Source organism: Coprococcus sp. RTP21428st1_C9_RTP21428_210409 (genome assembly GCF_040227395.1).
GTDB lineage: Bacteria > Bacillota > Clostridia > Lachnospirales > Lachnospiraceae > Coprococcus > Coprococcus aceti.
Map to the genome: position 1 here is coordinate 68,485 of NZ_JBEHVV010000002.1, position 19,080 is coordinate 87,564.

A 19,080-nucleotide genomic window follows, 5' to 3' on the forward strand; every position below is an offset into this window, starting at 1 on the left:
GCGGGACTCAGGATAGGATATGCAATAAGCAACCCGGTTCTGATAAAGGCCCTCAATGACGTAAAGTATTCATACAACTCATATACAATGAACAGACCATCACTGATAATGGGAACAGAGTCAGTTAAGGACGATGAGTATTTTAAGGAGACTGTTTCAAAGGTGGTCGCCACGAGAGAGAGATTCGTGGAAGCTATAAAGCCACTTGATTTTACATGCCTTCCTTCGTCTGCAAACTTTGTATTTGCAACGCATAAGGATATTCCGGCAAAGGAGATATTCCAGGCTGCGAAGGATGCCCATATATATGTCAGATATTTTGACAAACCACGTATAGACAATTATCTGAGGATATCCATTGGTACGGATGAAGAGATGGATAAATTCACAGAGTTCCTTACAAATTATATACAGGAGAGATAATAAACAGACCGCTGTGCCGAAGGCATGGCGGTTTTTTCTTGATATGGCGGCAACAACTGTGCCAGGATTCCAATATAAAGCGCAGGATTCCACTATAAAGCGCACCAAAATTATTGAATTTGGCAGAGTTTTTCTATAGAATTCACCCATGAAATATTTCAGGAAAAAATATCGGGACGTTTCGTTTGATTTTGTTTGTAAAAGGAGAATTGAATGAATTTTGATGAATTTATAGCCAGAGTAGTGGATGAAATGAGAAGCAGACTTCTCAGACAGGGAGATGGATCAGACATCCGGGTCAATAAGGTTTTGAAGAATAATGGGGTGGAGCTCACTGCGATGAATGTGTGCAAGAGCTCTGAAGAGGTGTGTCCTACGATATATCTTGATCCGTTTTACAGGGATTATGAGCAGGGGATGGATTTTGATGTTGTTATGGAAGATATATGCAGGCTCAGAGAGGCGAACTGCAGGTGCAGGAAGCTTGATATACGCGATGTGGTGGATGAGACGAAGGTTATGGACAACATAATATTGCGGCTTGTCAACAGGGAGCGAAATAGCCGGCTGCTTGAGAGTGCACCATTTATAGAGTTTAATGATCTTGCGATAACTTTCAGAAGGGTGCTGAGTCTGGATAACGACGGCCTGGCAACCACGATAGTCAACAATAATGATGTGAAGAGGTGGAGAGTCAGTCTGGATACATTGTATAAGAATGCACTTAAGAACACCCAGAGAATGTTTCCGTGTGTAAGGCAGAACCTTTTTGATGCGCTGAAGGGCAGATATGAAGGGATAGATTTCGATGACGACTGTGACAATGTGGACGAACTGTACATGTTGTCAAACACGCACGGTATCAATGGGGCCACGGCCGTACTGTATGATGGAATGCTTGAGGAGTGTGCGAATATGGTGGGTGATGACATATATATCCTGCCATCCAGTGTGCATGAGCTGCTGTTTATCAGGGCAAGTGCGGATTACACAGAGGATTATTACAAGGATCTCATAAGAGAGGCGAACAAGGTAACAGTGTCTGCCATGGATTATCTGTCTGACAGTCTGTATATGTACAGCAGGGAAAAAGGAAAACTCTTGATAGTCTAAAATGTTGACAAAATATATCCCATGACATAGAATAAAATCAGTGTTCTAAGGGCAAAATTATGTGTAATGGGAGGAACAGACATTGGAGGATAGTTATATTTCGCGCAGAGATAAAATTGTCGCTTCAGCTATCGAACTGATTGGAGATTTGGGATTACATGCTCTTACACCGAAGAACCTTGCACGAAAGCAGAATATATCTGATACACTGATATATAAGTATTTTGGGGGTATAGATGAGGTACTTATAGCGGTTGTGAACGAATATGCGGCATTTGATGTCAATATCCAGAGGACTGTTGAGAGACTTGACGGGACATACCTGGATAAGATCAAGTATTATGCAGATACATATGCAACATATTATGATAACTATATTGGTATGGGTGCGATAATGCTGCATTATGAAGAATTGCTTCACATGTCAGAGACGAGAGAGATCATCTCTGAGTGTATGTTGAAGCGTAATGATTTTGTATGCACATTGTTTCAGAGTGCGATTGACAGCAAGGAGATACGAGCGGTTTTCTCACCGAAGGAACTTACGCTCATGTTCAACGGAATTTTTACAGAGGGATTGCTTGAACGGAGAAACCAATACTCAAGGAAGAGTTTCAGGGGTGAGATCAAGGAGATGCTCAGTCATCTTGAGAAAGTACTTAGGTTGTAAAATTAGGGAGGAATTGTCATGAAGATATTAATAGCTGAGGATGATGTTGCAAATGCAAAATTTTTATCCAAGTATTTGAGTAAGTTTGGTGATGTGGTCATAACACCTGATGGAATCGCAGCGGTTGATGAATTTGTAAATGCTCTTGAGAAGGGCGAACTGTTCGAGCTGGTGTGTCTTGATATCATGATGCCAAAGATAGATGGGTATAAAGTTCTGGCATCCATAAGAAGTGCAGAGAGAAAGCACGGAGTGTCAAGGATGCTCAGATCGAAGGTCATAATGACCAGCGCACTTGACGAGGCAAGCTTTGACAGTAATCTCGCCAGCGACGATTATGATGATTACATATGTAAGCCGATTGATATCATGAAGTTTAATGACATGCTGAAGAAACTGGACATTATCAAGTAGATGATATGATATTGATACATGCGAAGCCCGTTATTGTAAGATATCGGGCTTCGAAGTGTCTTATGACACTGAATATTAGATGGCAGGGACATAAAGATGGATTTATTTGAGTATATGAGGGAGAATTTCTCGGAGGATGATTCTCCTCTGGCAAAAAGAATGAGACCGACCAGCCTTGATGACGTGGTTGGACAGGAACATATTATAGGCAAGGACAAGCTTTTGTACAGGGCGATAAAAGCGGATAAGATAAGTTCGCTTATATTTTATGGCCCTCCGGGGACCGGCAAGACTACGCTTGCCATGGTCATAGCCAATACAACCAAAGCGGAGTTCAGACAGCTCAACGCCACAACGGCGGGCAAGAAGGACATGGAAAAGGTTGTGGAAGAGGCGAAGAATACCAAGGCTATGTATGGCAGACGGACTATACTGTTCATCGATGAGATCCACAGATTCAACAAGTCACAGCAGGATTATCTCCTGCCATTTGTTGAGGATGGAACGGTGGTACTCATAGGAGCGACCACGGAGAATCCTTATTTTGAGGTTAACGGGGCTCTTATATCCAGATCCCATATATTCCAGCTCAATCCATTGTCCAGGGAGGACATCAAGAAGCTCATCCACAAGGCGGTGTACTCAGAAAATGGCATGGGTGCATTTGATGCAGACATTGATGAGGATGCCGAGGACTTTCTTGCAGACATGGCGTCGGGAGATGCGAGAAGTGCGTTAAATGCCATAGAGCTCGGAGTTCTGTCGACGGAGAGAAGCGAGGATGGCAGGATACACATAACGCTTGAAGTGGCGGAGGAATGTATCCAGAAGAGAGCTATAAGATATGACAAGGACGGAGATAATCATTATGATATAATATCCGCATTTATAAAGAGCATGCGTGGATCAGATCCTGATGCGGCGATATTCTACCTTGCAAAGATGCTTTACGGAGGTGAGGATATAAAGTTTATTGCCAGAAGGATCATGATATGTGCCAGTGAGGATGTGGGCAATGCTGATCCGAATGCTATCGTGGTGGCGTCGGCATGTGCACAGGCTGTGGAGAGAGTCGGAATGCCTGAGGCACAGATAATACTTGCCCATGCGGCTTCCTACGTTGCGTGTGCACCGAAGAGCAATTCTGTGGTGAATGCGATATTTGCGGCTATGGATGCGGTAAAGCATGAGGACACGGGTCAGGTTCCGGTGTATCTCAGAGATGCACATTACGGCGGTGCAGCAAAGCTTGGACACTCAGGATACAAATACGCTCATGATTATCCGAATAATTACGTTGACCAGCAGTATCTTCCTGATAAGATTGCAGGCAGGGTATTCTATGAGCCGTCGGACAATGGTTATGAGAGAGATATCAAGGCGTATTTTGATAAGATAAAGAAGAGAGACTGATATGGATATATTGAAGAGAATTGGAGCTATAGTGCTTGTACTTGTGCTCATCGGAATGTATGTTGCGACATTTATAATGGGAATAACCGGAAGTGATAATCTGATGGGTATGATATTCCTTGATGTGGTCATTCCTGTTGTGTGCTGGGGAATATGGCTCATCGCCAGGGTGCTCAGACGCAAGGGCGAAGATATGAGAGATCAGAACAAGTAGAACAGTACAAATGTGTTGAAAAAAATTACATAATTTGATATACTCTTTAAAGTTCAAAAAATACTTAAGAGGTAGATGAAATGAGTTTATTAAAAGAATGGCGTGATTACGCATACGGATTAGATGACAGAACACCTGAGGGGAAGGAATTCTGGGTTAGTTATTTCCAGGCAGAGAAGGGCGTATATGAGCAGCTTCTTGCTAATCCTCTTGCAGACCCTGTACATGGAACTGTAAAAGAGCTTGCTGAGAAGTACGGACTCACTATTCAGTATATGATCGGATTCCTCGACGGAATAGATGACAGTCTTGCAGAATCAAACAATCTTGATGATGTGACAGAGGACTCAGAGGTTAAGCTTCCTATAGATTATGAGAAGCTTTATATGAACATGGTTGAGTGCAATGCAGAGTGGCTCTACACTCTTCCTCAGTGGGAGGGAATATTCTCCAAGGCAAAGAGAGACGAGCTCTACAAGATACAGAAGTCATCTAAGACTATCATCAAGGCACCAAAGGTTGGAAGAAACGATCCATGTCCATGTGGAAGCGGACTTAAGTACAAGAAGTGCTGCGGTAAGTAATGATATATATCATGCTGATATAACTGGCATATATGAGAAGGCGGTTAAAGGGTAAACTTTTGACCGCCTTTTATATTTGCGTGAAAGGATATACAGATGGAATTTAATGAATCCCAGAAGAGAGCGGTGAGACACTGCGATGGGCCGATGCTGCTGCTAGCGGGGCCTGGTTCAGGTAAGACTACGGTCATCACCCACAGGATAAAATACATGACAGAGGAACATGGTGTGAGACCGGACAATATCCTGGTCATAACCTTCACGAAGGCTGCGGCGAATGAGATGAAGGGGCGGTTTCAGGAGCTGTGTCCGGGAACCCGCGGAGTAACATTTGGAACGTTTCACTCTGTGTTTTTCTGGATGCTCAGAAATGCATATAATTACACAGCGGCGAATATCGTCACGGATTCCGAAAAGTATGGAGCAATCAGGGACAGCATAGACAGACACGGCTTTAGGTATGACAGCCAGGAGGATTTTGCCAAGAATGTTGTCGGGGAGATAGGCAATGTCAAGAGCGAGAGAGTGAGTCTTGAGAACTATGAGAGCACAACGATGAAGCTTGAGGATTTCCGCATTGTGTACGATGAGTATGAGAATTTCCTGAGAAGATGCGGGAAGATAGATTTTGACGATATGCTGGTGTTCACATATGAGCTATTGTCGGAGAGACCAGACATACTTAAGATGTGGCAGAACAAGTTTCGGTACATACTCATAGATGAGTTCCAGGATATAAATATGATCCAGTATGACATTGTGAAGCTGCTAGCCGGAGAGAGACAGAACGTATTTTCCGTGGGTGACGATGATCAGTCGGTGTATGGCTTCAGGGGGGCTGCTCCGGCTATAATGAAGAAGTTCCCGGAGGATTTCCATGGTACGGTCATAGAATACCTGAATGTCAATTACCGCTGCAGCTACGATATAGTTGAGTGCTCGAAGCGGATAATACAGAACAACCGGGACAGATATGAGAAGCAGCTCAGGTCGGCATTTGCCGCGGGACAGAGCGACAGAGTCCATATAGTTAAGACGGACAGCATGACGGAGCAGAATAAGAAGATCATAGACAGGATAACAGAGCTTAACCGGGCTGGTATTCCATACCGTGAAATGGCGATCATATTCAGGACGAATACCGAGCCGAGGGCGCTGGCTTCAAAGCTCATGGAAAATGGCATACCATTTTTGATGAAGGATAACATACCAAATATCTTCACGCACTTCCTAGCTGAGAACATATTTGACTATATAAGGCTTGCAAGGGGCAGCAGGGACAGGAGAACGGTCCTCAGGATCATCAATAAGCCGAACAGGTATATAAGCAGGGATGCATTTGATTCGCCGGTGGTGAACTTTGAGGAGCTGAGGCAGCATTATAAGGATAAGTACAGAATAGTCAACAACATAAATGTTCTCGAGAACGATCTGGAGAGGATAAGCAGACTTGCGCCGTACGCGGCCGTGAATTATATAAGGAAAGCGGTTGGACTGGATGCGTATGTGAGGGAATATGCTGAGTACAGGGGCGTGAGTGAGGACGATTATATGGATATCCTGGAGGAGATACAGGACAGTGCAAAAGACTTTCTGAGCTTCGACGGCTGGATGGAGTATATAGACGAATATACAAAACAGCTCAGAGAGCAGAGCAGGCAGGGCAGTGTGGCAGGTGATACAGTCACGCTTTCGACTATGCACTGTTCAAAGGGACTTGAGTATTCATATGTATTCATAATGGATGCTGTTGAGGACATAACGCCTCATAAGAAATCAGTCGGAGATGGAAATATAGAGGAGGAACGCCGGTTGTTCTATGTGGCCGTCACGAGGGCTAAGTATGGACTGTATGTGTATGTTCCCCAGAAAATGTATGGAAGAAAAGCGGTGACCTCGAGATTTGTCCAGGAAATGCTTGTGGACAGGTCTCTGATAAAAACAGGAAACACCATAATCCACAAGCGGTATGGACGTGGAGTCATCACATATGTAGATGACAGAAAGCTGTGTGTCCACTTCGATGATATACATGAAACAAAGACGCTCAGCCTTGAATACACGATAAATAACGAGCTTATAGAAAACGCATAGATGTACGGATATTATTCCTCGTCATCTGAATTGAATTCCAGATCGTCCAGGATCTCGTCGAGGGCGTCAGCGACATCGTTGAACTCAGCCTCGTCGGTGATCTCGTCGAGGGTGACATCGTCTCCCTGCTCGCTGTATCTGTACACGATGATATCGGCATCCTCGTCATCTGCAGGAAGCAGAGCGGCATAAGAGATGTCATTTACCTCGAATTTGGCAATGATCTCACATGTGCAGGATGTTCCATCCTCGTATGTTATATCGATCATCTCGATATCCATTTCGTCGGTTTCGTTATTGTTTATATCTGACATATAGGTATCCTCCTGATTGTTTTATTCAGTTTATTCTAGTAAATAATTGGTGCTATGTCCAGTACAATTATAAAATGAAATTATTGACAAAGCCTGCACCCGCACATATACTAGACACAAAAGGCGAAGAACAGGAATTGTAGTATTTAATACAATCAGAGTGGAACCGCGGAGATAATACTTCGTCTCTATATGCATATCATATGTATATTGGGACGAAGTTTTTTGTTTGCTTACAGATATATTATCGACCAATATAGAAAGGACATTATATTTATGAAGATTTTAAACACGCTCACAAGAAGAAAAGAAGAGTTTGTGCCTATCAACGAGGGTAAGGTGGGAATATATGTATGTGGTCCTACTGTATATGATTATATCCATATAGGAAATGCCAGACCAATGATAGTATTTGATACGCTCAGAAGATATCTGGAGTACAAGGGCTATGATGTCAATTATGTATCGAATTTTACTGATGTCGATGACAAGATTATAAAGCGTGCAAATGAGGAGGGTGTGGATGCCAGCGTTATATCAGAGCGATATATCGCAGAGGTCAAGAAGGATATGGCGGCTCTCAATGTGCGTGAGGCGACAACACATCCAAAGGCAACAGAAGAGATACCGGATATGATTGAGATGGTAAAGACTCTTATAGAGAAGGGATACGCTTACGAGGTGAATGGAACCGTATACTTCAGAACCAGAAAGTTCAAGGACTACGGCAAGCTGTCCAAGAAGAATATCGATGACCTCCGTTCAGGTAACAGAGACCTTCTTGTATCAGGTGTTGATGAGAAGGAGGATCCGCTTGATTTCGTTCTCTGGAAGCCAAAGAAGGAGGGCGAGCCATCATGGCCATCACCATGGGGCGATGGAAGACCAGGCTGGCATCTTGAGTGCTCGGTTATGTCCAAGAAATATATCGGAGATGTAATAGATATACATGCGGGTGGAGAGGATCTTGTATTCCCACACCATGAGAACGAGATAGCACAGAGTGAGGCTGCAAATGGCACAGAGTTCGCAAGATACTGGATGCACAACGGCTTCCTCAAGATCAACAATGAGAAGATGTCCAAGTCACTTGGCAACTTCTTCACAGTCAGAGAGATAGCAGAGAAGTACCCTCTTCAGGTCATCAGATTCTTCATGTTGTCAGCCCATTACAGAAGTCCGCTCAACTTCTCAGCAGACCTTGTTGAGGCTTCAAAGAACGGCCTTGAGAGAATCCTTACAGCAGTTGACAGACTGAAGTCTATAAGCGGAACAGAAGGAGAAGTAGATAAGGCAGTTGCAGACGAGATGGATGCATTTGTGAAGAAATATGAGGCAGCCATGGATGACGACCTCAACACTGCAGATGCGATCTCAGTTATATTTGAGCTCGTAAAATATGCAAATGTAAATGTGACAGAGGAGTCAACAAAGGCTACTGTGGAGCTTGTGCTCAATACAGTGACAAAGCTCTGCGACATACTTGGAATCATCACAGAGAAGAAGAAAGAGATACTTGATTCAGATATAGAGGCTCTTATCGAGGAGAGACAGGCTGCAAGAAAGGCAAAGAACTTTGCTAGGGCAGATGAGATCCGTGACCAGCTCAGTGATATGGGAATTATCCTTGAGGATACCAGAGAGGGCGTAAAATGGAAAAGAGCATAGACAGTTACTTTACTGAGATACTCGGGGTGACATACACTAATCCAAGGGAGTATTCACCGCTTTCACTTGCATATATAGGTGACAGCGTGTTTGATCTTCTCATAAAGACCCTTGCTGTCACAAAGGATAACAAGCAGGCATACAAATACCACAAAGAGGTGAGCCAGCTTGTGAAGGCGGAGGCTCAGGCGGGATATATAATGTATCTTCTGGACAACGGACTGCTCACCGAGGAGGAAGAGTGGATATACAAGAGAGGCAGGAACACCAAGACTCATTCAACAGCCAAGAATGCGACTGTGGGACAGTACCGAATGGCAACGGGCTTTGAGTGCCTTATAGGCTTTCTGTATCTTGATAAGCAGTATGACAGGATGTTTGAGATCACGAGGATCATACTGAACCATGATCCAGTTGAAACGGACAGGGCAGAACAGCAGCACAAGGATCCGGGCAAAGCAGTACAGGAAGATACAATAGAGGATACCTCAACACTTGAACAGAGTACAGAGAGTACAGATGGAGAAAAAGATGCAGAATAGAGAATTTGAGAATAACATTAAGACAGAGAGCGATGAGGAAGCATTTGTCATAGAGGGAAGAAATGCAGTCCTCGAGGCTTTCAGATCAGGCAAGACCATAGATAAGCTGTATGTCCTTGACGGATGCAGGGATGGAATCGTGAACAGCATAGTCAGAGAGGCAAAGAAGCAGGACACAGTGATAAACTACCTCTCAAAGGAAAAGTTAAACCAGATGTCACAGGCTGGCAAGCATCAGGGCGTGATAGCTCATGCAGCGGCATATAAGTACGCAGAGATAGAGGATATGTTTGCACTGGCTGAGAGCAGAGGAGAGGATCCATTTTTCTTCATACTCGATGAGATAGAGGATCCACACAATCTTGGTGCGATCATCAGAACAGCGAATCTCTGTGGTGCCCACGGTGTGATCATACCTAAGAGGCGTGCAGTCGGAATCACAGCAACGGTTGTAAAGGCATCAGCGGGAGCTATCAATTATACACCTGTTGCAAAGGTTACAAATATCAGCAAGACCATAGAGGAGCTGAAAGATAGAGGCATGTGGTTCGCCTGTGCGGATATGGACGGAGAACTCATGTACAAGTGTAACCTCACAGGTTCCCTTGGACTTGTCATAGGTAATGAGGGAAGCGGTGTCAGCAGACTGGTCAAGGAGAAGTGTGATTATGTCGTATCTGTTCCTATGAAGGGAGACATAGACTCACTCAACGCGTCAGTTGCTGCCGGAGTTCTGGCTTATGAGGTCGTAAGACAGAGGATGAACAAGTAAAGGTAGAGTATATGTATTCGGAATTATCAGATAATGAACTGCTGGAGCTTATAAATGAACAAAAGGATAACGATGCTATGGAGACACTTATCAAGCGCTATGGCCCAATGATAACGGGACAGAGCAGAAGCCTTTATATCATAGGTGCTGATGAGGAGGATCTTATACAGGAGGGCATGATCGGACTGGTCAAGGCTGTGAATAATTACAGACCTGACAAGGGCGCGACATTCAAGACCTTTGCGTTCATGTGCGTGAGAAGGCAGCTCATTACCGCGGTGAACAATTCAAACAACAAGAAAAACGGACCGTTGAACTACTATATATCGATCTATGGCGATGGCGGGGGAGATTACTCCAGCCCGCTTGATGAGATAGATTCGGGTGTCATAACTAATCCTGAGGATATCATGATGGCGAAGCTGCGTGAGTCAGATCTTATAAAGCTCATCGACAGTAAGCTTTCTAAGCTTGAGAAGCGTGTTCTTGACGAATATCTAACAGGCGCTTCTTATGAAGTGATAGGGGAGAGACTCTGCAAACCGGCAAAATCCATAGACAATGCGGTTCAGAGGATCAGAGCTAAGCTCAGGGATGTGTAATTAGAATAATAAAATTTTAAGTTGTTTAATCAAAGACAGGAAGTGGCAATATGTCGCTTCCTTTTTTTGCAAAGAATTTGCTAATAAGCCTGCATATTAGCTTGAAATAAACTAAAATAAATGTATAGCCAACCTTAATCGAAAGTAACAAAAGGTAAAAATGATTATTTTTTATTGATCATCAGATTAAGGAGTGGTGGCATGAGAGCGGAGAGCAAAGCTAAAAAAGGTAAAGGTAAGGTGGGAACGATCGTATTGTTCCTGGCTTTGCCGGTATTGCTTCTTATCGTATTCACTTATATATCATTTGTGGATATGTTTAAGAACAGTTTGACGGACTGGGATGGAATAAGCGAGACATCCAATTTTGTTGGTCTTAAGAATTTGAGAGCATTGACCTCATTGCAAACAATGCAGCAAGCGTCGACAATAAGGGAAAATGGACTAATGTAAATAAAGCTTCTGAGCTCGATCTTGACAAGGGTTCACAGTACCAGGTCGATCTGATCGACACAGCACTTGGACAGTCACACTGCGGACACAAGTCCCTGAACGATGTCATGGGTGAGTGGAATAAGAAGTGGGCTGATGGAATATATGAAGCTGAGACTGCGGGCGGAAAGTAAGTGATCCGCCTGATATAATGTTCAGAGAAAAAAGCACCTAAGTGGGGCGCTTTTTTCTTGCAAAAAAATAAAGCCGCTCAGGGCGGCGTAAATACGGACAAAAAAATAAAAGCTACTAACGGGAGTCGGACCCGTGACCTCAACATTACCAATGTTGCGCTCTACCACCTGAGCTATAGTAGCTTGCTTTTCAAAAGCAATAATAACTATAACAAAATGGACATCAAAAATCAAGTAAAATATTTACATTTGTGCGAAAAATAATGACAAATCAAAAGATAATTGTGGTACAAGCAGTAAAAGTATGGTAAACTAACTGTAATCGTGTGCAAATTCGGTTGCAGACATTTAGAATTATCAAAAAAAGCGGGAGGCAGTTTGGAAATGGCTGAAGAGATGACAGGTAAGAATTTCATTGAACAGATAATTGAGAAAGATATCGCAGAGGGTAAGGTGCCGAAGATCGTTACCAGATTCCCACCAGAGCCAAATGGATATTTACATATAGGACATGCCAAGTCAATACTTTTGAATTACGGACTGGCACAGCAGTATGGCGGACAGTTTAATCTCAGATTTGACGATACCAACCCTACAAAGGAGAAAACAGAGTTCGTAGAGTCAATACTTGCAGATGTCAAGTGGCTGGGAGCAGACTTTGGAGACAGAGTGTTCTTTGCATCAAATTACTTTGACCAGATGTACGAGGCTGCCATAAAGCTCATCAAGAAGGGCAAGGCATATGTGTGTGACCTCACAGCAGATGAAATCAGAGAGTACAGAGGAACTCTCACTGAGCCGGGCAAGAACAGCCCATACAGAGACAGAAGCATAGAGGAGAATCTTGATCTGTTCGAGAGAATGAAGAACGGTGAGTTCCCTGACGGAAGTAAGGTACTCCGTGCAAAGATAGATATGGCAAGCCCTAACATCAACATGAGAGATCCTATTATCTACAGAATAGCAAGAATGAACCACCACAACACAGGTGACAAGTGGTGCATTTACCCTATGTATGACTTTGCACATCCTATCGAGGATGCCATCGAGGGTGTTACACATTCTATATGTACACTTGAGTTTGAGGATCACAGACCTCTGTATGACTGGGTGGTTATGGAGCTCGGTTACAAGGATTCACCTGAGGGCACACCAAAGCAGATAGAGTTCGCAAAGCTTTACCTGACAAATGTCATAACAGGTAAGAGATACATCAAGAAGCTTGTCGAGGACGGAATAGTAGACGGATGGGATGACCCACGTCTTGTAAGCATTGCAGCCCTCAGAAGAAGAGGCTTCACACCATCAGCTATTAAGAAGTTCATGGAGCTGGTTGGAATATCCAAGAGCCAGTCGTCTGTTGATTACGCTATGCTTGAGTATTGCGTGAGAGACGACCTGAAGCTCACAGCCAAGAGATACATGGCAGTTGTTGATCCTGTAAAGCTTGTCATCGACAACTATCCTGAGGATCAGGTTGAGTACCTCGATGTCGAGAACAATCAGGAGAACGAGGAGCTCGGAAGCAGAAAGGTAGCATTCAGCAAGTATCTGTATATAGAGAGAGAGGACTTCATGGAGGAGCCTCCTAAGAAGTATTTCAGACTGTTCCCTGGCAACGAGGTTCGTCTTAAGAATGCATATTTCGTAAAGTGCGTGGGATTTGAGAAGGACGAGGACGGCAATGTCACAACAGTACATTGTACATATGACCCAGAGACAAGAAGCGGTTCAGGCTTTGAGGGACGTAAGGTCAAGGGAACCATTCACTGGGTATCGGCAGAGAGCGCAATAGATGCAGAGGTTCGTCTGTATGAGAATATCATCGATGAGGAGAAGGGGAAGCTCAACGACGATGGTACATTGAATCTCAATCCAAACTCACTTGTTATCAAACAGGGATGTAAGCTTGAGAAGGCATTTGAGGAGGCTCAGCCGGGAGAGGCATTCCAGTTCCTGAGAAATGGTTTCTTCTGTGTTGACTCAAAGGATTCTACAGCGGAGCATCCTGTATACAACAGGATCGTGTCACTCAAGAGTTCTTACAAGCCGGGCAAGTAATTACCGGGGATGCGTTTATAATTTATGATGTGGGGATTGGCGCTTATCCTGTGGGGGGATATGCGTACATCAAAATAGGTGATTGGAAACAAAAATATGAAAGATGAGAGTAAGAAGGTATACATACTTTTGTCAAAGACAAAAACAGTTCCTTCAAATCTCATAAAGCTTATGACCAGAGAGCCGTATTGTCACACATCTCTGGCACTGGACATAAGTCTTGATGAGATGTACAGTTTTGCAAGGAAAGGTGTATACAATCCATTTAACAGTGGATTTATCAGTGAGAACATAGAAAAGGGAATATTTGGAAAGCACAAGGGAACCAGATGCGCTGTGTATGAGCTGAAGGTCACGAGTAAGCAGTATGACAGGATACAGCAGGAGCTCGCCAGATTCAAGAAGCATCCGGACAGATACGGATATAACTTCATGGGTGTATTCAGCGTATTTTTCCATCTTGCGTATGAGAGGGAATACAGTTTCTTCTGTTCACAGTTCGTGGCATCGGTGTTGAAAAATGCCGGTGTGGATATATTCCACAAGAAACCGGGACTTGTCAAGCCGGGGGATTTCAGAAGGTGCCCTGAGCTCAGACCGATATTTACCGGGCTTCTCACAGAATACAGAGCATATCTCCATGAGAGAATGAAACAGGCTCATGGCATAGAGAACACAGGCAGAAGGCCTGGCATGATAAAGCCGGCGCTTCCGGATGGTCTCATTGCATGGAGAGTCAGTTAAAATAAGCCGCTTTACAGATATGTAAGGCGGCTTTTATTTATTGTCATGTGTTTATTATTCTACAAATGTGTGGCCAATCTTGATGATCCCTCTCGGGAGGGCGTCCTTGGAATTCTTCCATGGCTCGTTCTTGTATCTGTAGTCAAACTTGTCTATGAACCAGCTCAGGTCACCATTGACACGTTCCATATTGTCAAAGTATACCTTGTTGAGGATTTCGATGAACTGCGCATACTGTTCCTTGCTCAGTTTGTTCTGGCCTGTCTTGTACAGTATTCCGTAGTGGTATGTACAGAAGCCTTTGCTCGTAGCAAATTTGTCCCTGAACTCGGAATCTCTTTTCCACATATGGAAGATAGTGTCTACATAGCGTACGAACATGTCATCCATACGTCCACAAATGAAGCAGCTTTTCTCCATATTCTCTATATAATCGACAACAGGTGCATTTGGTGTGTTCTTGCCGAACAGACCGGCTTTGGCGGCGGGACCTTTGGCAGCCAGCGCCCTCATATCTTGTATAGTCTTATTCATATGGGTGTTCATCATGAGTGCCAGACCCAGACGATTCTTTTCCTGATAGAGCATTCTCAGATGATGACTGCAAAAACCAAGCTTGTCAGTCATGGCACGGTTGTCGTCCTCCATGTAGCTTGGCCCCATCGTATATTCAATTGCATTTCGTTCAAGATCCTTCTGCATCTGGCACATAGGGCATTCGCAGCCGCTGTCAAATGCATCGTTTACTGGTATAGTGTATATCTGTTCAGCCATAGATCCTCCTGTTTGTGATAGTGTCAGTTTTTGCCACACTGCTTATGTGACATTGAAAATAATATACAGGTATTATACAATAGCCTGGAGAAATTTATAAGACAAAAAGCACAATTATACAAATATGAAATGGCAGGTGTACGGAAGATGAATGTAAGTTGTGATGGCAATATAGTTACGGTAGACGGAGTGAAGGATTTCAGACTTTCTCAGATACTTGAGTGTGGTCAGTGCTTTCATTTTGACAAGCTTGATGATGAAGTGTATGAGGTCATAGCATTTGGCAGGGCTGTGAAGATGGAACAGTCAGGCGGCGTGCTCAGGATATATGGTTCATCCATGGAAGACTATGAAGGAATATGGCGTCCTTATCTGGATATGGACAACGATTACGGGCTCATCAAGGAGAGTGTCATAAAGGCGGACAGCGCACTTCAGACGGCTGTGAATGAGAAGGATGGAATACGTATACTCAATCAGGACTTCTTTGAGACGCTTATATCATTTATCATATCCCAGAACAAGAATATCCCTCAGATAAAACAGTGTGTGAAAAATATATCGCATAGATTTGGTGATGAGGTCATAGGATATAATGGCGAGGCATTTTATGTGTTCCCTGATGTAGACAGACTTCATGAGGTCACAGAGGATGAGCTCAGGGAGTGCAAGGTCGGATTCCGTGCTCCATACATAATGAATGCGACGGAGGCGGTGTACTCGGGAAATGTCACAAAGGAGAAGCTTGACGCACTTGACATAGAACAGGCAAGGGAACTTCTCATGACTATAAAGGGAGTAGGAGAGAAAGTTGCCAACTGTGTCCTGCTCTTTGGACTTGGAAGACGTGAGGCTTTCCCTGTGGATGTGTGGATGAAGAGGATCATGGAGAGCATGTACTTTGATGGCAAGGACACAAAAAAACTGGAGATAGAGGCATTTGCCGTGAAAAAGTTCGGAAATCTCGGGGGATATGCGCAGCAGTATCTGTTTGACTATGCAAGAACGACTCTTTTTAAGTGATATGTATTACTGTAGATGACAGACATATTTTTATATATTTTTTAGAAAATAAGGGTTGATTTTTTTATAGAAATGGATAGAATATAAAACAGTGTTAGCACTCACATAAATTGAGTGCTAAGAACGAAGATGAGAAAATAAAAGAAAAAATAAATCAGGAGGTATATATCATGAAGTTAAGACCACTTGGAGACAGAGTAGTATTAAAGCAGTCAGTAGCAGAGGAGACAACAAAGTCAGGAATCGTATTACCAGGCCAGGCAAAGGAGAAGCCACAGTATGCAGAGGTTATAGAGGTTGGCCCTGGAGCAGTTGTTGATGGCAAGCTGGTTCCTATGGACGTTAAGGTTGGAGATACAGTTATATATCAGAAGTTCGCTGGTTCAGAGGTTAAGCTTGACGACGAAGAGTACATAGTTATCAAGCAGGACAGCATCCTTGCAATCGTTGAGAAGTAAAAGCATATATCCAGACAGCGTGAGCTGTGGGAGACATATGCGGATGATATATATGTAATATAACATGGAGGTAGATAGAAATGGCAAAGGAAATTAAGTACGGTGCTGAGGCTAGAAAGGCACTTGAGGCAGGAGTTAATCAGTTAGCAGATACAGTAAGAGTTACACTTGGACCTAAAGGAAGAAACGTTGTACTTGCAAAGTCATACGGTTCACCACTCATCACAAATGATGGTGTTACAATAGCAAAGGACATCGAGCTTGAGGATGCATTTGAGAACATGGGTGCTCAGATCGTCAAGGAAGTTGCAACAAAGACAAACGATGTTGCAGGTGATGGTACTACAACAGCTACAGTTCTTGCACAGGCTATGATCAATGAAGGAATGAAGAATCTGGCAGCAGGTGCTAATCCTATCGTTCTCAGAAAGGGAATGAAGAAGGCTTGCGACAAGGCAGTTGAGGCTATTCTTGATATGAGTGAGACTATCAGCGGAAAGGATCAGATCGCAAGAGTTGCATCTATCTCAGCTGGTGACGATGAGGTTGGACAGATGGTTGCCGACGCTATGGAGAAAGTGTCAAAGGATGGAGTCATCACAATCGAAGAGTCAAAGTCAATGAAGACAGAGCTCGACCTTGTAGAAGGTATGCAGTTCGACAGAGGTTATATTTCAGCTTACATGGCAACAGATATGGAGAAGATGGTTGCAGAGCTTGATAACCCATATATACTTATTACAGATAAGAAGATCTCAAATATCCAGGAGATCCTTCCACTTCTTGAGCAGATCGTTCAGAGCGGATCAAAGCTACTGATCATCGCTGAGGATATCGAGGGTGAGGCTCTCACAACACTTATCGTCAACAAGCTGCGTGGTACATTCCAGGTAGTAGCTGTAAAGGCTCCTGGTTATGGCGACAGAAGAAAAGAGATGCTTCAGGATATCGCTATTCTTACAGGCGGTAAGGTAATCTCAGAGGAGCTTGGATATGAGCTCAAGGATGCTACTCTTGATGACCTTGGACGTGCAAAGAGTGCTAAGATCACAAAGGAGAACACAGTTATCGTTGATGGTATGGGCGCTAAGGAAGACATCGCAGGTCGTGTAAATGTCATCAAGGCTCAGCTTGAGGAGACAACATCAGAGTTTGATAAAGAGAAGCTTCAGGAGAGACTCGCAAAGCTTGCCGGTGGAGTTGCAGTTATCAGAGTCGGCGCAGCTACAGAGACAGAGATGAAGGAAGCTAAGCTCCGTATGGAGGATGCCCTTAATGCCACAAGAGCTGCAGTTGAAGAGGGAATCATCTCAGGTGGTGGTTCAGCATACATCCACGCTGCAAAGAAGGTTGCAGAGCTTGTAAAGGATCTTGAGGGCGATGAGAAGACAGGCGCTAAGGTAGTTCTCAAGGCTATGGAGGCTCCACTGTTCCACATCGCAGCCAATGCAGGACTTGAGGGATCAGTCATCATCAACAAGATCAAAGAGTCTGAGGTTGGTGTGGGCTTTGATGCATACAATGAGACATATGTCAACATGATCGAGGCAGGAATCATTGATCCTGTTAAGGTTACAAGAAGTGCACTTCAGAACGCTACATCAGTTGCTTCAACAATGCTCACAACAGAGTCAGTTGTAGCTGATATCAAGGAAGACGCTCCAGCAATGCCAGCAGGCGGAGCAGGAATGGGCGGCGGAATGGGCTTCTAAGGAATAGAGTCAGACACGATTTCGCAGTAAAATACAAAGACTAAGATAAAAAAGGATCACATCATTCGTAATCGGGTGATGTGTTTCTTTTTTTATGTAGGTTAATTGACACTAACCGGCATGTGTGAGATAATCAGAACAGATATTTTTCGACTAAGGGAAAGTATGGGTTACAAAAAAGTTATAAATGAAAGGCAGGAAGAGATGGGAGAAGATAACAACAGCTTTGGCGGCTATCAGCCAACAGAAGACAACAGACAGGCGGGACAGCAGAATCCATATGCCGGTGCGCCTCAGTATGGACAGAACGACCAGAACTATGGTCAGTCAGACGGCCAGTATGGACAGAACGACCAGAACTATGGTCAGTCAGACGGCCAGTATGGACAGAATTATGGTCAGCCAGGTGGACAGTATGATCAGAATTATGGTCAGCCAGGCGGCCAGTATGGACAGAATTATGGCCAGCCAGGTGGCCAGTACGGACAGGGATATGGTCAGTATGGTCAGGGCTACGGACAGCCGGGAGATCCATACGGACAGAATTATGCTAACCAGGACATGAATATGGGCGGAGGTCCGGCATATCCACAGAATAATATGCAGCCACAGGAGAGCAAAGGCGTATCCATAGCATCTATGGTGCTTGGTATCTTTTCTCTTACATTTGGATGTTGTATCACATATGTGGGAATTGCCACAGCCATTGCGGGACTGATAACAGGTATCATAAGTCTTAAGGATAAGAAGCCTGGCAAGGGAATGGCTATCGCAGGTATTATAATGAGCGCAATAGCACTTGTGTTCCTGGTGTTCTGTATTATCCTGGTTCTTACATCGGACACATATCAGGATATGG

The 19,080-nt window shown here is 43.9% G+C and carries 21 protein-coding genes and 1 tRNA gene; 19 read left to right on the forward strand and 3 right to left on the reverse strand.

What is annotated here, in order from left to right; genetic code table 11:
- The 8 genes from ABUA34_RS00860 to ABUA34_RS00895 form a co-directional block, all read left to right on the forward strand.
- Window positions 1–423 (forward strand): aminotransferase class I/II-fold pyridoxal phosphate-dependent enzyme (locus ABUA34_RS00860; protein WP_349822692.1); only part of this gene is annotated, 423 nt, incomplete at its 5' end.
- A 213-nt stretch (window positions 424–636) separates the two neighbouring features.
- Window positions 637–1,536: a DUF5688 family protein gene (locus ABUA34_RS00865; RefSeq protein WP_015534156.1), complete on the forward strand. Its 900-nt coding sequence runs from the start codon at window positions 637–639 to the stop codon at window positions 1,534–1,536.
- An 82-nt stretch (window positions 1,537–1,618) separates the two neighbouring features.
- Window positions 1,619–2,206 (forward strand): TetR/AcrR family transcriptional regulator, encoded by a 588-nt coding sequence (locus ABUA34_RS00870; protein WP_022216022.1) that lies wholly within the window; start codon window positions 1,619–1,621, stop codon window positions 2,204–2,206.
- An 18-nt stretch (window positions 2,207–2,224) separates the two neighbouring features.
- A complete protein-coding gene (locus ABUA34_RS00875) occupies window positions 2,225–2,620 on the forward strand; it encodes a response regulator (RefSeq protein WP_015534155.1) in 396 nt (131 codons plus the stop codon).
- 96 nt (window positions 2,621–2,716) lie between these two features.
- Complete coding sequence (locus ABUA34_RS00880) at window positions 2,717–4,033, forward strand: replication-associated recombination protein A (protein WP_055144185.1); 1,317 nt, start codon at window positions 2,717–2,719, stop codon at window positions 4,031–4,033.
- A 1-nt stretch (window position 4,034) separates the two neighbouring features.
- Window positions 4,035–4,247: a hypothetical protein gene (locus ABUA34_RS00885; protein WP_015534154.1), complete on the forward strand. Its 213-nt coding sequence runs from the start codon at window positions 4,035–4,037 to the stop codon at window positions 4,245–4,247.
- Window positions 4,248–4,327: 80 nt separating this feature from the next.
- The gene (locus ABUA34_RS00890; RefSeq protein WP_118649196.1) at window positions 4,328–4,831 is read left to right on the forward strand and encodes an SEC-C metal-binding domain-containing protein; all 504 of its coding nucleotides are present in this window, start codon (window positions 4,328–4,330) and stop codon (window positions 4,829–4,831) included.
- Between the two features lie 96 nt (window positions 4,832–4,927).
- Window positions 4,928–6,925: an ATP-dependent helicase gene (locus tag ABUA34_RS00895; RefSeq protein WP_349822693.1), complete on the forward strand. Its 1,998-nt coding sequence runs from the start codon at window positions 4,928–4,930 to the stop codon at window positions 6,923–6,925.
- 11 nt (window positions 6,926–6,936) lie between these two features.
- Here ABUA34_RS00895 and ABUA34_RS00900 read toward each other — a convergent pair whose 3' ends face one another.
- Window positions 6,937–7,239, reverse strand: a complete 303-nt coding sequence (locus tag ABUA34_RS00900; RefSeq protein ID WP_015534151.1) for a DUF1292 domain-containing protein — start codon at window positions 7,237–7,239, stop codon at window positions 6,937–6,939.
- Window positions 7,240–7,515: 276 nt separating this feature from the next.
- Between ABUA34_RS00900 and cysS the strand changes: the two genes are divergently transcribed.
- The 5 genes from cysS to ABUA34_RS00925 all read left to right on the forward strand — a co-directional run bounded on the left by cysS (window position 7,516) and on the right by ABUA34_RS00925 (window position 11,276).
- Window positions 7,516–8,907 carry a cysteine--tRNA ligase gene (gene cysS / locus ABUA34_RS00905; protein WP_015534150.1) on the forward strand — a complete coding sequence of 464 codons (1,392 nt, stop codon included), beginning with the start codon at window positions 7,516–7,518 and terminating at the stop codon, window positions 8,905–8,907.
- Window positions 8,892–9,449 carry a Mini-ribonuclease 3 gene (locus tag ABUA34_RS00910; RefSeq protein WP_055272798.1) on the forward strand — a complete coding sequence of 186 codons (558 nt, stop codon included), beginning with the start codon at window positions 8,892–8,894 and terminating at the stop codon, window positions 9,447–9,449. Before cysS ends, ABUA34_RS00910 begins: the two co-directional genes overlap by 16 nt.
- Window positions 9,439–10,221, forward strand: coding sequence for a 23S rRNA (guanosine(2251)-2'-O)-methyltransferase RlmB (gene rlmB / locus ABUA34_RS00915; protein ID WP_015534148.1), 783 nt, complete (start codon window positions 9,439–9,441; stop codon window positions 10,219–10,221). The genes ABUA34_RS00910 and rlmB overlap by 11 nt, the downstream gene beginning before the upstream one ends.
- A gap of 11 nt (window positions 10,222–10,232) precedes the next feature.
- Window positions 10,233–10,823, forward strand: coding sequence for a sigma-70 family RNA polymerase sigma factor (locus ABUA34_RS00920; protein WP_055144193.1), 591 nt, complete (start codon window positions 10,233–10,235; stop codon window positions 10,821–10,823).
- Between the two features lie 201 nt (window positions 10,824–11,024).
- Window positions 11,025–11,276: a hypothetical protein gene (locus ABUA34_RS00925; RefSeq protein WP_349822694.1), complete on the forward strand. Its 252-nt coding sequence runs from the start codon at window positions 11,025–11,027 to the stop codon at window positions 11,274–11,276.
- Window positions 11,277–11,559: 283 nt separating this feature from the next.
- Here the strand turns inward: ABUA34_RS00925 and ABUA34_RS00930 are convergent.
- A tRNA-Thr gene (locus tag ABUA34_RS00930) sits at window positions 11,560–11,632 on the reverse strand.
- A gap of 201 nt (window positions 11,633–11,833) precedes the next feature.
- Between ABUA34_RS00930 and ABUA34_RS00935 the strand changes: the two genes are divergently transcribed.
- Window positions 11,834–13,510, forward strand: coding sequence for a glutamine--tRNA ligase/YqeY domain fusion protein (locus ABUA34_RS00935; RefSeq protein ID WP_055144198.1), 1,677 nt, complete (start codon window positions 11,834–11,836; stop codon window positions 13,508–13,510).
- Between the two features lie 78 nt (window positions 13,511–13,588).
- Window positions 13,589–14,254: a hypothetical protein gene (locus ABUA34_RS00940; protein WP_349822695.1), complete on the forward strand. Its 666-nt coding sequence runs from the start codon at window positions 13,589–13,591 to the stop codon at window positions 14,252–14,254.
- 54 nt (window positions 14,255–14,308) lie between these two features.
- Here the strand turns inward: ABUA34_RS00940 and ABUA34_RS00945 are convergent, their stop codons facing one another.
- On the reverse strand, window positions 14,309–15,028 hold the full coding sequence (locus ABUA34_RS00945) for a DUF6062 family protein (RefSeq protein ID WP_015534143.1): 720 nt from the start codon (window positions 15,026–15,028) through the stop codon (window positions 14,309–14,311).
- A 147-nt stretch (window positions 15,029–15,175) separates the two neighbouring features.
- Here ABUA34_RS00945 and ABUA34_RS00950 point away from each other — a divergent pair, with 147 nt between their 5' ends.
- From ABUA34_RS00950 to ABUA34_RS00965, 4 genes are all read left to right on the forward strand, one after another.
- Window positions 15,176–16,051: a DNA-3-methyladenine glycosylase family protein gene (locus ABUA34_RS00950; RefSeq protein WP_022216012.1), complete on the forward strand. Its 876-nt coding sequence runs from the start codon at window positions 15,176–15,178 to the stop codon at window positions 16,049–16,051.
- 170 nt (window positions 16,052–16,221) lie between these two features.
- Window positions 16,222–16,509 (forward strand): co-chaperone GroES, encoded by a 288-nt coding sequence (locus ABUA34_RS00955; RefSeq protein WP_015534141.1) that lies wholly within the window; start codon window positions 16,222–16,224, stop codon window positions 16,507–16,509.
- Window positions 16,510–16,589: 80 nt separating this feature from the next.
- On the forward strand, window positions 16,590–18,221 hold the full coding sequence (gene groL / locus ABUA34_RS00960) for a chaperonin GroEL (RefSeq protein ID WP_004853959.1): 1,632 nt from the start codon (window positions 16,590–16,592) through the stop codon (window positions 18,219–18,221).
- A 165-nt stretch (window positions 18,222–18,386) separates the two neighbouring features.
- Window positions 18,387–19,080: DUF4190 domain-containing protein (locus ABUA34_RS00965; protein WP_349822696.1), on the forward strand; the 694-nt coding region annotated here is incomplete at its 3' end.

Excerpts from the sequence above, each read along its gene's own strand:
- ABUA34_RS00865 (WP_015534156.1), top strand. The coding sequence starts at position 637 with ATGAATTTTGATGAATTTATAGCCAGAGTAGTGGATGAAATGAGAAGC.
- ABUA34_RS00875 (WP_015534155.1), top strand. The coding sequence starts at position 2,225 with ATGAAGATATTAATAGCTGAGGATGATGTTGCAAATGCAAAATTTTTA.
- ABUA34_RS00880 (WP_055144185.1), top strand. The coding sequence starts at position 2,717 with ATGGATTTATTTGAGTATATGAGGGAGAATTTCTCGGAGGATGATTCT.
- ABUA34_RS00885 (WP_015534154.1), top strand. The coding sequence starts at position 4,035 with ATGGATATATTGAAGAGAATTGGAGCTATAGTGCTTGTACTTGTGCTC.
- ABUA34_RS00890 (WP_118649196.1), top strand. The coding sequence starts at position 4,328 with ATGAGTTTATTAAAAGAATGGCGTGATTACGCATACGGATTAGATGAC.
- ABUA34_RS00895 (WP_349822693.1), top strand. The coding sequence starts at position 4,928 with ATGGAATTTAATGAATCCCAGAAGAGAGCGGTGAGACACTGCGATGGG.
- ABUA34_RS00900 (WP_015534151.1), bottom strand. The coding sequence starts at position 7,239 with ATGTCAGATATAAACAATAACGAAACCGACGAAATGGATATCGAGATG.
- cysS (WP_015534150.1), top strand. The coding sequence starts at position 7,516 with ATGAAGATTTTAAACACGCTCACAAGAAGAAAAGAAGAGTTTGTGCCT.
- ABUA34_RS00910 (WP_055272798.1), top strand. The coding sequence starts at position 8,892 with ATGGAAAAGAGCATAGACAGTTACTTTACTGAGATACTCGGGGTGACA.
- rlmB (WP_015534148.1), top strand. The coding sequence starts at position 9,439 with ATGCAGAATAGAGAATTTGAGAATAACATTAAGACAGAGAGCGATGAG.
- ABUA34_RS00920 (WP_055144193.1), top strand. The coding sequence starts at position 10,233 with ATGTATTCGGAATTATCAGATAATGAACTGCTGGAGCTTATAAATGAA.
- ABUA34_RS00925 (WP_349822694.1), top strand. The coding sequence starts at position 11,025 with ATGAGAGCGGAGAGCAAAGCTAAAAAAGGTAAAGGTAAGGTGGGAACG.
- ABUA34_RS00935 (WP_055144198.1), top strand. The coding sequence starts at position 11,834 with ATGGCTGAAGAGATGACAGGTAAGAATTTCATTGAACAGATAATTGAG.
- ABUA34_RS00945 (WP_015534143.1), bottom strand. The coding sequence starts at position 15,028 with ATGGCTGAACAGATATACACTATACCAGTAAACGATGCATTTGACAGC.
- ABUA34_RS00950 (WP_022216012.1), top strand. The coding sequence starts at position 15,176 with ATGAATGTAAGTTGTGATGGCAATATAGTTACGGTAGACGGAGTGAAG.
- ABUA34_RS00955 (WP_015534141.1), top strand. The coding sequence starts at position 16,222 with ATGAAGTTAAGACCACTTGGAGACAGAGTAGTATTAAAGCAGTCAGTA.
- groL (WP_004853959.1), top strand. The coding sequence starts at position 16,590 with ATGGCAAAGGAAATTAAGTACGGTGCTGAGGCTAGAAAGGCACTTGAG.